10 protein-coding genes and 1 pseudogene are annotated in these 12062 nt (G+C 53.8%); 4 read left to right on the top strand and 7 right to left on the bottom strand.

Annotated features, from left to right (window positions below; genetic code table 11):
- The first annotated feature begins 154 nt into the window (after positions 1-154).
- A complete protein-coding gene (locus APU11_RS24350; RefSeq protein WP_058651259.1) occupies positions 155-859 on the top strand; it encodes a response regulator in 705 nt (234 codons plus the stop codon).
- On the top strand, positions 856-1923 hold the full coding sequence (locus tag APU11_RS24345) for an ATP-binding protein (RefSeq protein WP_029883563.1): 1068 nt from the start codon (positions 856-858) through the stop codon (positions 1921-1923). Before APU11_RS24350 ends, APU11_RS24345 begins: the two co-directional genes overlap by 4 nt.
- A 12-nt stretch (positions 1924-1935) precedes the next feature.
- Here APU11_RS24345 and APU11_RS24340 read toward each other — a convergent pair whose 3' ends face one another.
- From APU11_RS24340 to APU11_RS29060, 7 genes and pseudogenes are all read right to left on the bottom strand, one after another.
- Positions 1936-2850 (bottom strand): ATP-grasp fold amidoligase family protein, encoded by a 915-nt coding sequence (locus tag APU11_RS24340; protein WP_045294282.1) that lies wholly within the window; start codon positions 2848-2850, stop codon positions 1936-1938.
- Positions 2851-3047: 197 nt separating this feature from the next.
- Positions 3048-3854 (bottom strand): putrescine export ABC transporter ATP-binding protein SapF, encoded by an 807-nt coding sequence (gene sapF / locus APU11_RS24335; RefSeq protein WP_013096393.1) that lies wholly within the window; start codon positions 3852-3854, stop codon positions 3048-3050.
- A gap of 1 nt (position 3855) precedes the next feature.
- Positions 3856-4848, bottom strand: a complete 993-nt coding sequence (gene sapD / locus APU11_RS24330; RefSeq protein ID WP_013096394.1) for a peptide ABC transporter ATP-binding protein SapD — start codon at positions 4846-4848, stop codon at positions 3856-3858.
- Positions 4848-5738 carry a putrescine export ABC transporter permease SapC gene (gene sapC / locus APU11_RS24325; RefSeq protein ID WP_058651260.1) on the bottom strand — a complete coding sequence of 297 codons (891 nt, stop codon included), beginning with the start codon at positions 5736-5738 and terminating at the stop codon, positions 4848-4850. The genes sapD and sapC overlap by 1 nt, the downstream gene beginning before the upstream one ends.
- Positions 5725-6690 (bottom strand): putrescine export ABC transporter permease SapB, encoded by a 966-nt coding sequence (gene sapB, locus APU11_RS24320; protein WP_013096396.1) that lies wholly within the window; start codon positions 6688-6690, stop codon positions 5725-5727. The genes sapC and sapB overlap by 14 nt, the downstream gene beginning before the upstream one ends.
- Positions 6687-8327 (bottom strand): ABC transporter substrate-binding protein SapA, encoded by a 1641-nt coding sequence (gene sapA, locus APU11_RS24315; RefSeq protein WP_038419595.1) that lies wholly within the window; start codon positions 8325-8327, stop codon positions 6687-6689. The genes sapB and sapA overlap by 4 nt, the downstream gene beginning before the upstream one ends.
- A gap of 66 nt (positions 8328-8393) precedes the next feature.
- A pseudogene (locus tag APU11_RS29060) lies at positions 8394-8567 on the bottom strand (site-specific integrase); the annotation flags it as partial.
- A 462-nt stretch (positions 8568-9029) separates the two neighbouring features.
- Between APU11_RS29060 and APU11_RS24310 the strand changes: the two are divergent.
- Entirely contained in the window at positions 9030-10754 is a 1725-nt protein-coding gene (locus APU11_RS24310; RefSeq protein ID WP_080396969.1) for a type I secretion system permease/ATPase, read from the top strand.
- Positions 10747-12060 carry an HlyD family type I secretion periplasmic adaptor subunit gene (locus APU11_RS24305; protein WP_058651261.1) on the top strand — a complete coding sequence of 438 codons (1314 nt, stop codon included), beginning with the start codon at positions 10747-10749 and terminating at the stop codon, positions 12058-12060. Before APU11_RS24310 ends, APU11_RS24305 begins: the two co-directional genes overlap by 8 nt.
- The last annotated feature ends 2 nt before the right edge of the window (positions 12061-12062 follow it).

The raw sequence follows: 12062 nt of genomic DNA, 5'->3' as shown, positions 1-12062 counted from the left end.
AAGCTAAGGGGGTTCGGTTGTGGCAAAAATGTTTATAAAAAGTCGTCGCGCAACGGCACTTTTTTGTCGTGCGTGGGTCTTAGACTTTTATAAAATGACGTATAGCGTATTTTCTCAACATAATAGAGACGCTTTCAGTTCCTGTGGAGATAAAATGTACAAAAATAATTTAATCCTTGTCGCCGAAGATGAAGATGAAATCGCCGATATACTGATGAGCTACCTGCAGCGGGCTGGGATGAAAACGTTAAGGGCAACTGACGGTGAGCAGGCGATAAACCTGACGCGTCTGCATAAACCGGATCTCATTTTGCTGGATATCCAGTTGCCGGTATTTGATGGCTGGAGCGTTCTTACCACGCTGCGCCGGGAGAGTACGGTGCCTGTTATTATGGTCACCGCCCTCGATCAGGATGTTGATAAGCTGATGGGATTGCGCCTGGGCGCTGATGACTATGTGATCAAGCCTTTCAATCCCTCTGAAGTTGTCGCGCGAGTCGAAGCCGTACTGCGCAGGACGAAGGCTCACGTTCAACAGGTGGCTGCAATGCCGCTCAGGACGCCCTTCGTCACGGTCTACCCGGATGATTTCTATATAGAAGTTACGGTGGGGGAAGAGGTGGTTTGCCCGGTATTAACCACCACAGAATTTAAATTGCTGACTTACCTGGTCAGGAACCCAAGAAAGGTCTGCTCCCGTGAGGAATTACTTAACGCCTGCCTGCCGGAAGGCGATACCTTAGACAGAACGGTCGACAGCCACATGAGCAAGCTGCGTAAAAAACTGGAGCTTGCAGGTCTTCATGGTGTGCCAGAAAGCATTAGAGGAATGGGCTACCGGCTGGGAGAAAAGAAATGAGCAGAGAATCTGTTCTGAGCCGCCAGATTCTGACCTACATGTTAACGCTGGCGTTGATGATTATCGCCATCGCTATCCTGGGGTCCTGGCTGTTTTACAGCTTCGTACTCGATTACCTTCCGGGCGGCGTAGCGGCCGGTAACGATGAAAATATGACGATGTGGGACTGGGTGTGGATCGTGACGGTCTCTGCAATCAGTGTGATGATTTCCCTCTTTTTAACCGTAAAGCTGTCATCGCGCATCCTCACGCCGTTAAACGCGGTAGCCACAAGCCTGAAACGCATCTCGCAGGGCGAGCTGGATGCCAGGGCCTGGTGCGCCAGTTCCCGGCTTGGCGAGATAAATCATCTCGTCAACGACTTCAACGAAATGGCTGAAAAATTACAGACGCTGGACAGTCAACGTAAATCCTGGAATGCGGCGATTGCGCATGAGTTGAGAACGCCCGTCACGATTTTACGCGGGCGGCTTCAGGGGCTCGTCGACGGTGTTTTTACGCCGGAACCCGTTCTGTTTAATAACCTGCTTAAACAAACCGAAGGGTTGGCGCGGCTAATAGAAGATCTCCGGGTTGTCAGCTCAGACGGCGGTGCCGGTTATACGTTATACAAGAGTGAAATCGATCTGAAGGAAACCCTCGAAACGGCGCTGGAAACCTTCAGACCCGAGTTTGAGCGTAAGCAATTTACTCTTCGTACCGAACTTAAAGCCCAGCGGTGTCTCTGCGATCCGCTACGTATTAATCAGTGCTTAACCGTGCTGTTCGACAATGCGCTGCATTATTCGACATCACGTAAACTCATCGTAAAAAATGGCGTGTTTGGCAGAGAAAATTACATTCTGATTCAGGACGAAGGGCCGGGCATTCCGCGCGAATTTCATGATTTTCTCTTCCAGCCCTTTCAGCGGGATAAAGGGGCCAGACAATTGAATCCTGAAGGGTGTGGTTTAGGGCTGTCGGTGGTCAAAGCCATCATGTCTGCGCACGGTGGCGATGTCACCTATGTATTGACGAAGCAAAACCACTCCCTCTTCAAATTAACATGGCCGAACGCGTCGTAACTGCGTACAGGCTCAAATGAGCCTGTTTGCGACGGGCGTCATTTGCCACATTTCACCTAACCTGGCATCCCATTCCGGCGGCGTGATAGCCAGTTTGCCCCGTTTCGGGCTTAACGTTATCTCACTGAAGTAGATCTCGTCCCGGGTGAGCATGAGATCGACACGGCAATAGTCAATCCCCAGGGCCAGCTCTTGCGCCGCCAGCAGCGCTTCCTGATAAGAGGCGGGCTTGGGTATGTCCTGCGGAGTGTTGGGATATTCCATCTGGAAAGGCTGCAACTGCCAGTGGCGATCGTAAACGTTGATAAAACCATTGCCGTTTTCATCAGTGAAATCAGCTTCCATAAACTGCGCGACACCGTGGAAACAATGAATCCTCAACATCTCGGGTGTTGTGTTTTTGTCCGTGTCATTAAAGAGATCGATATACTTCTCGCACAGAATAACAGGAGGGATGTTTTTATATTGCCATTCCCGTGTGGTGTAATATAAATTTCTCTTTAATGCCAGCCGAAGCTTGTTTTGCGATTTTTTAAGGTCAAATTCAGCTTTGTTTGTGCATATGATCGCGCTTCCACTGTCATGGTTGCACTTTAACACAAATTTATGCGGCAGTTTCGTCATGTCGATGTGCTCAACGCGACGGTATACGTCAATCAATGGAACGATTTTTAGACGTTGCGTTCTCGACAGGACATATTCCCGCACAGCCAGTTTATCCGCCAGCATCGTATAGTGCGCATTATGGTCATAGACCAGACGATGACAAATTTTTTCGTTCAGGGTGGCAGGTGATTTTATATCAAATGTGTCGCCGTGGGTTGCTTTGAGACGGGACAGATGAAAGTTAATGTCTGATATTAAATAAGACCGACACTTCCTGAGCAGATACTCAAGGTGTTTTAAATAATATGTGGTTTTGTTCATTCTTTCCTCCGGAATATCTGCATATTCTGAAGGAGAAGGATTGATTCTTATTGCCTGGAGGATGGAGGAAAAATGGAGAGCCGCTTATAAAGCGGATGGCGATGTGCAACGCAAAATAAAAGGATTAAACGTCCTGTTTAATCCTTTGAAGTTCTGAGTCGAAATATTCGCTGTCGCGGGAGACGCCTGACGGGCGGTTACCGATCCTTTCTCCATGCATCAGCAGTTAGCGCTTCACCAAAATGTCCGGCAATCAGGCGTTTTGTTAAATCGTGGAGTGGGGAGGCCAGCACATCCGCCGTGCTGCCGCGCTCGACAACTTCCCCCTGATGCATGACCATCACCTGGTCGCTGATGTGTTTCATCATGCCAAGATGTTGGGTGACGTAGATATAAGAGATCCCCTGTTTTTCCTGCAGTTCCAGCATCAGGTTAATTAACTGCGAACGCATCGACATATCCAGTGAGGCGAGGGCTTCGTCTGCAATAATCACCTTCGGGCGCAAAATCAGGGCGCGCGCCAGCCCCAGACGCTGCTTCTGTCCCGGAGCCAGCATATGCGGATAGTAACTTTCGTGATCGGGCAGCAGTCCGACCATACGCAGGGTTTCAAAGATACGTTTACGGCGAGCGTCAGGCTCCAGATCGGTATTCAGCCGCAGCGGGAAATCCAGGATCTGCGAAATACGCTGGCGCGGATTGAGCGAGGTGGAGGGATCCTGGAAGATCATGCGGATGCGCTGGCTGCGGAAGGAGTAATCGCCGAATGCCAGCGGATGATCGTCAATCAGCACTTCACCGCCGCTTGGCTCAACCATGCCCGCCAGCATCTTAGCCAGCGTGGATTTGCCGGAACCATTCTCGCCAATAATCGCCAGCGTCTGCTTTTCGCGCAGCGTAAAGCTCAGCGGTTTCACCGCTTCCACGGTCTGGCGATGGAACAGCCCGGTGCGGTAGCGAAAGGTCTTACTCAGGTTGCGTACTTCCAGTAAGGTTTCGACCATTTCACTCTCTCTCCATGTTCAGCGGGAAATGACAGGCGTAAAGATGGTTCTTCGCCCCCGTCAGACGCGGCGTTTCAATACACTTACGCTGAGCATACGGGCAACGTGGCCCAAGACGACAGCCTATCGGCAATGATTCCAGAAGCGGGATCGCACCCGGCAGCGTGTTCAGACGGCTCTTGTGCGGCATGGCGCTGCCAAAATCCGGGATCGCACGAATCAGCGCCTGCGTATAGGGGTGGTGCGGCGTGGTGATCAGATCTTCACTGGGGGCGGTTTCCACCGTTTGCCCACAGTACATCACATCAATTTTATCCGCCCATTTGCTGAGCATTTGCAGGTCGTGACTGATTAGCAAAATGGTGGTGTTGTTATTCTGATTCAGCCTCGTCAGCAGACGGAATATCTGCGCCTGCGTGGTCGGCTCCATGGCGTTTGTTGGTTCATCCGCAATCAACAGGCGCGGCTGATTGGCCAGCGCGATGGCGATCATCACTTTCTGGCATTCACCGTCGGTGAGTTCGTAGGGGAAACTGCGCATTGCGTCTTTATGATCTTTGATCCCGACGCGGTGCAGCAGCTCAATGGCGCGGCGTTTGCGCCAGCCGAAACGCTGCCACCAGCGGCCTTTATAGGTCCAGCCGGGGATATTCTGCATCAACTGCTTACCTACGCGCTCGGACGGGTCAAGGCAGGATTGTGGCTCCTGGAAAATCATCGAGACGTTATGGCCCACCAGCTTGCGACGCTCGCGCGGGGAGAGGCGCAGCAGGTCGATATCATCAAACCGCATGCGGTCGGCGGTGACGCGCCAGTTGTCCTTCGCTACACCACAAATGGCTTTGGCGATGAGGCTTTTCCCGGAACCGGATTCGCCCACCAGACCGCGAATTTCACCTTCAGCAAGGGTAATGCTGATTCGATCGACGGCCTTAACCCAGCCCTCACCGGTTTTAAACTCGATGGTGAGGTTGCGGATATCAAGAAGCGGCATTATTGCACCCCCGCATTAATTGCGCGGCGAATACCGTCGCCCAGCAGGTTAATCAGCAACACGCTGACCATAATGGCCGCACCCGGTAACATAACTGTCCACGGGGCGACGTAGATAAGCTCCAGCGCATCGCCCAGCATCGCGCCCCATTCCGGTGACGGCAGTTGGGCACCCAAATCGAGGAAACCCAGCGCAGCGATATCCAGTATCGCCATCGACAGAGCGCGGGTGATCTCGGTGACCAGCCCGGCTGCGATATTCGGCAGGACGGCAAACCAGAGAATATTCAGCGTGGTGGCACCGTCCAGACGGGCAGCAACAACATACTCTTTCTCCAGTTCGTCATGCACCATGCTGTACACAGAGCGAACGATACGGGGCAGGATTGCCAGCCACACGGCAAACATGGCATGCGTCAGGTGCGGCCCGGCAAAGGCCACCACAATGATCGCCAGCAGCAGCGATGGGATAGAGAGCAGGGTGTCCAGAATGTGATTCAGCACCGCCGAGCGCAGACCGTGGGTGGAGCCAGCAAAAATGCCCAGCGCCAGACCGCAAACTGTGGCGGCAAGCGTCACCACAAACGCACCACCCACCGTTGGGGCGGCACCGCTCAGCAGGCGGCTCAGCACATCACGGCCCAGATCGTCGGTGCCCAGGAAGAAGGAAACTTCCCCATAGCGCGACCACGACGGGGGCAACAGTTGATAGCCGAGGAACTGCTGGTCGATACCGTACGGCGCAAACCACGATCCAAATACGCACAGCAAGACCAGACCGGCACAGCCGTACAGACCGATCATTGCCGTGGCGTCACCATAGAATTTACGCCACACGGTACGTAGCGCACCGGGCGTGCGCTTTTCACTGTATACGCTATCGTAAGGCATACCATTCCTTATGCTTCAACGGGTTGGCCATTGCACCCAAAATATCGGAAATCACATTAACAATAATCACCAGCGAACCGATCACCATGACGCCTGCTGAAATGGCGGCGTAATCCTGCTGACGAATGGCGTTAATGAGCCACCGGCCCAGACCTGGCCAGCTAAAGACCATCTCGGTGATCATCGCCAGGGTCAGCATGGTCGAAAACTGCAGCCCAAGGCGCGGAATAACCGGCGGGAGCGCGTTATGCAGTACGTGACGACGCAAGATAGTCAGGCGTGAGAGCCCGCGCGTGGCCGCAGCTTTAACGTAGTTCTGATCAAACACTTCCATGGTGCTCAGGCGCATCAGGCGGATCACTTCGGTTGTTGGCGCCACCGCAAGCGTTAGCACCGGCAACACCATATGACGCAGGGCGCTGACGATCATTTCGTGACGCCAGACGGAATCAGAGAGCCATGCATCAATAATGGCGAAACCGGTCACCGATTTAACCGTGTAGAGGAGGTCAAAGCGGCCTGAAACCGGCAGCCAGCCCATCGTCAGAGAGAAGAACAGCGTCAGCAACAGCGCCAGCCAGAAGACCGGGATAGAAAAGCCGAGCAGGGCGAGGGCGCTGATAAATTTATCCTGCCATTTATTGCGATAAATCCCCGCCAGCATGCCCACTGGAATGCCCACCATCAGGGCAAAGCCGAAGGCCAGAATACAGAGCTCCATCGTGGCCGGGAACACGTCTTTCAACTGCTCAGAGATAAGCTGTCCGTTGATACTGGAGACGCCAAAATCCCAGTGCAGCAGGCCGTTGAACCAGAACAACCAGGCATCCCACAGCGACGATCCCTGAAGCGGGGCGTGCGGCGTAAAGTAGCTCAGGCTGAATCCCACGAAGGTCAGTAAAAAGAGCGTCACCAGCAGTAACAGGAGTCGACGCAAGGTAAAAATGATCATGGTTTTTTCACCTCTTGTTCTTTTTCACGGTCGACCCCGGCGAAGGAGGCGTTGCCAAACGGGCTCAGTACCAGGCCTTTAATATCGTAACGATAGGCCTGCAGACGCAGGGAAGAGGCCAGCGGCAGCACGGGCAGTTCCTTAGCGAGAATCTTTTGCGCTTCATCATAGGCATCAATGCGTGATGAGAGCTGTTGTGACGCCAGCGCTTTTTGCAGAACGGCGTCAAACTCGCGGTTGCACCAGTGAGCGTAGTTGGTCTGTGAGTTTATTGCCGCGCAGCTTAACAAGGGACGGAAGAAACTGTCCGGGTCGTTACTGTCAGTCGCCCAGCCCGTCAGCGTGAGGTCATGGTTCATATCCATCAGGCGCGCTTCCTGGAAACGCCCTTCAACCGGAACGATGATCACTTTTACACCCACCTGCGCCATATCAGCCTGCAGCAGCTCGGCGGTTTTCAGCGGGCTAGGGTTCCATGCCTGAGAGCTGGTCGGTACCCAGAGCTGCAGCGTCAGGTTTTCAGCGCCCAACGCTTTAAGCTGTTCGCGTGCTTTTGCCGGATTGTATTCCGTGATTTTGGCTTCACCGTCATACGCCCACGAGGCGCGCGGTAAAATAGAGGCGGCGGTTTCCGCGGTGCCGTAATAAATGGACTGCATCAACCGCTGGTTGTTAATGGCCAGCGCCAGTGCATGACGCACAGCCGGGTTATTCAGCGGCGGCTTATCGGTGTTAAAAGCGAGATAGGCAATGTTCATACCCGGGCGCAGCGTCAGGCGCAGGCGCGGATCGTCGCGTAAAATAGTGAGCTGGCTGGCGGCAGGCCAGGCCAGCACGTCACATTCGCCGGTCAGCAGCTTTGAGAGCCGTCCTGTACCGCCAGACCCGAGGTCGACCACAACCTGCGGCATCAGCGGCGTGCCGCGCCAGAAGTGTTCGTGGCGCTGCAGGCGAATATATTGCCCGGCGCGGTATTCGGCCAGCTGGAACGGACCGGTGCCGACCGGCTGGCGGTCAAGCAGCTCCTGACGATCCTGCTTGTTCAGCTTTGCCGCGTACTCAGCGGACATGACGGACGCATAGTGGGTCGCCAGATGCCAGAGGAAAGAGGCATCCGGGCGCGTCAGGGAAAATTCAACCGTCCGGTTATCCAGTTTGCGCACGCTTTTAACGGTGTCGGCAAACTGCAGGCTGTCGAAATAGGGGAAGTTCCCCCCGTTGACGTTATGCCAGGGGTGATGGCGGTTGAAGATACGCTGGAACGTAAAGACCACATCGTCTGCATTCAGCTTGCGCGTGGGGGTAAACCACGGCGTATGCTGAAACGCAACGTCATCACGCAGACGGAAACGGTAAGTTGCGCCGTTGTCCAGCACCTCCCAGCTTTCCGCCAGCTCCGGCACCAGACGGTAGGTGTACGGATCAACATCAAGCAGACGGTCGTAAAGCTGAGCGGCGAGAGTATCCACAATCAGGCCGCTACCCGCTTTTTGTGGGTTGAAGGTATCAACCTGTCCGCTGACGCAGTAGACGAAGCCACTGTCACGAATATCAGGCTGCTCAGTTGGCTCGGGGGCAGCAAAGGCCTGGCTACTGAACAGACTGAGTGCAAAAAAGGACGATAAAACCAGACGCATAATTTTTAAGGTATGATATGTTAAGTGGCTATCTTACTAATATTAAACGAAATTATCCAGTGTCGTTTATCCCTGAGGGCATCCTGGGGGCAGTAGCGTTTGCAGTCGCTCATTCAGCATACCAACCTGATCGGCGTTCATACCGACTCTCCACTTTGAATATACCTCATAAACCATCTTAGCATTTTCATGCCCTGTCTGACTCGCTATAAACGAAGGATTCGCCCCGACAGACCGTATGCGGTTAGCAACTGCGTGCGTGATTGGCTGATGGAACTCACGACTGACATCTTCCCGTTACCTCGCGATGCGATATTGGGTGGGCAATAAAACCCCATAATAAAGTGCGCGCTGTTTATCCTGTGCAAGCATGATGTGATGGCGTGAATTATTATTGAGTCGATGTATTACAATAAGAAATATTCACTAAACGTATACTTGCTTAATTAATGGTTGCGTTACGAGTAATGTTGATTTATATACTGACCCTCTGATCCTGCAATTTGGCAGGGTGAAAGAAAAAAAGAATAAAATGAATCATCATAACATCTAAGAAAATTACAGTTTTCTGTTGGGGCATACCGAACGGCACTGCGCCTGATTGTCTGCTTTTTTATATTTAATGTTAAATCTTTTTCATCATGGACGTCTCGCGTCTTTCTCATGGCATGAGAAGTGACCAAAACATCAGAGAGTTAGGGAATGATTGAACCTTTGGGGCTAATTAAGAATTTTGCACGCGTTCGCACGCGCATATTCGTGACGATTGCGTTTTTCTCATCGGTCATAAATATACTGATGCTGGCACCATCTATTTATATGTTACAGGTTTACGATCGCGCGCTGTCATCCGGGAATACCACAACGCTTTTTATGTTGACGCTGCTGGTGTTATTTATGTTTGCCGTCATGGCACTCCTTGATTACGCGCGTGGCATCGTCATCATCCGATTGGGTAATCAGTTTGATAATGCGCTTTCGCCTGCAATCTATACCGCTGCATGTGAAAGTAATCTCGTTAAGCACAGCCCGAATGCCGGGCAGGCTATCAGCGACCTCACCGTTATACGCCAGTTTGTTACCGGCCCGGCGTTATTTGCGGTTTTTGATTCCATTTGGTTTCCCGTTTACCTCGGCGTTATTTTTCTTTTTAACACCTGGCTCGGGGTGTTCTCGCTTTCAGGCGCATGTCTGCTGCTGGCCCTGGCGTTTATTAACGAAAAAACGACGCGTCAACTTTTGAATGAAGCGGGGGGGTATGCCTTGATCTCAAATCACCAGGCTAACAGCTCCTTACAATCTGCTGAGACGCTGCATGCCCTGGGGATGACTGACAACGTTAAGGCGCGCTGGTGGCGCGGACATCAACAGTTCCTTTATAGCCAGAGTGCGGCCAGTGAACGCGCTGTATTGATGTCTGCCGTCACCAAAACCGTACGCATGGCGCTTCAGTCCCTGATGTTGGGGCTGGGCTGCTGGCTGGCGATTCTGGGAGACATCTCGCCGGGTATGATGATCGCGGGCTCAATTTTGCTCGGAAGAGCGCTGTCACCGGTGGAACAACTCATCAGCGTGGCGAAAGGCTACCGGTCAGCTCGTCTGGCATGGGAACGCGTGGTTCGTCTGACGGGAGACTTTCCCCCGGCGCAGGAGAGCATACGCCTGCCAGCTGCGCAGGGAGTGCTCACGGTGGAGAATGTCACCGTTTTCCCTCCGGGAAACCCCCGGCAGCCCATACTGCAAAACATCACTCTGCGGGTAAACCCGGGTGAGGTGCTGGGAATTGTGGGAGCCAGTGCATCGGGGAAATCCTGTCTCGCCAGAGTGTTGTGCGGTGTCTGGCCTGCCGGAGAGGGGGACGTCAGGCTGGATGGGGCGGATATTTATCAGTGGCAGAAGCAGAAGCCGGGTCCCGGAATCGGCTACTTGCCGCAGGACGTTACGCTTTTCACGGGAACCCTCGCTGAGAATATTGCCCAGTTTGGGGAGATTGATTCAACGCAACTGATCGCCACGGCAAAGCAGGCCGGGATCCACGACATGATTTTGCGTATGCCTGACGGGTATAACACCCTGACCGGCGAGCAGGGTATGGCCCTGTCGGGTGGGCAAAAACAGCGCATTGGCCTGGCCCGGGCGCTGTACGGCAATCCGGCACTGGTGACCCTTGATGAGCCCAACGCTCACCTCGATGAATCGGGTGAGCAGGCTTTGCAGCAGGTTATCCGGCAGCTCCGGCAGCAGAAAAAAAGCGTTGTCATCATTTCTCATCGTCCGGGAATATTGCCGCTGACCAGCCATTTGCTCGTCCTGGAAGGCGGAAAAACCAAGCTTTATGGCCCAACGGCACAACTCTTACAGCAGTCAGCTCGCCCGGTAAATAAGACACACAGCGTCCCTGCTGAACAAGGAAAAGCCCATGCATAATAGCGATGCGCAGAAGACGCCCCTTGTTGACGTCGTTCCGTTTGTCCGCCTTGGCTGGGTAGTGTTGCTGGCAGGTCTGGGATCTTTCTTGCTCTGGGCGGCACTGGCGCCGCTGGATAAAGGTGTTGTTTCCACCGGAACCGTGGTGGTGGACGGCTACCGTAAGGCCGTTCAGGCACCCACAGGCGGTGTGGTGACAAGCATCGCCGTCAAAGAGGGGCAGACGGTACATAAAGGCGACCTGCTGGTGCTGCTCAGCCAGCAATCGACGCTCGCCCAACTCTCCGCTGCGCGCCAGCATTATCTGACGTCGCTCATTGCTGAAAGCCGCCTGCAGTCTGAGCTGGCGGGCATGCAAACGCTGACCTTGCCCCCTGAGACAGAAGACGAAGCCCTGCGGGATGCGATCAAGCCCATAGTGGCTCAGCAACGCCAGCTTATGCAGGCCCGACAGGAGGCGCTGAAAAATGCTCAGGAAAATGACGCTCAGGCCATTGCAGGGCTGGCTCGCCAGCGCGATTCGCTTGCCAGAACCTGCGAGACGAAAGCGCAAGGACTCGCACTGTTAAATCGTCAACTCAAAGACCTGAAACCACTAATGGAAGAGGGCTATTTCCCCCGTAACCGCTATCTCGATATCCAGGTGCAATCGGCGTCTCTGGCGGGCGAGGTGGGTGAAACCCGCAGCAAAATCGTAGAGTTAGGGAATCAGATCGCCCAGCTCAAACGCGGCATGCAGCAGCGGTTGATTGATAACCGGAAAGATATTGAAACGCAAATTGACCAGCTTCGCCTGCAGGTCAGCGAGAGCAAAAAACAGCTGACGCTCTCCGGTGTCGATCTCTCCCTGACCCGCGTTGTCGCACCGCAGGATGGTGTGGTAATGAACCTCGCGCTTGCCAGCGACAGCGCGGTGGTGAGCGCGGGCGAGCAGCTACTGGAAATTGTCCCGCAGGCCTCCCCCCTGATTATCGACTCACAAATTGACGTCGCCCTGATCGATAAAGTCCATAAGGGCATGCCCGTTACCCTGATGTTTACCGCCTTCAACCAGCAAAGCACGCCGAAAATCCCGGCCCGGGTATCGCTGGTGTCAGCGGATCGCCAGACCGATCCCACCACCCAGCAGCCGTACTACAAGATTCAGATCGCCGTTACGCCGGAGGGGATGAAAAAGCTGAAGAGCGAGGAGGTTAAACCGGGTATGCCAGTAGAGGTCTTTATTAAAGCCGGAGAGCGCTCGCTGTTGAGCTATCTGCTGAAACCCATTGTGGATCGTGCATCGCGGTCGTTCATCGAGGAGTAAAG

The organism is Enterobacter sp. 50793107, from assembly GCF_001463365.1.
In the GTDB taxonomy this organism is placed as follows: Bacteria; Pseudomonadota; Gammaproteobacteria; order Enterobacterales; family Enterobacteriaceae; genus Enterobacter; species Enterobacter cloacae.
This window is presented reverse-complemented; position numbering and strand designations above follow the sequence as displayed.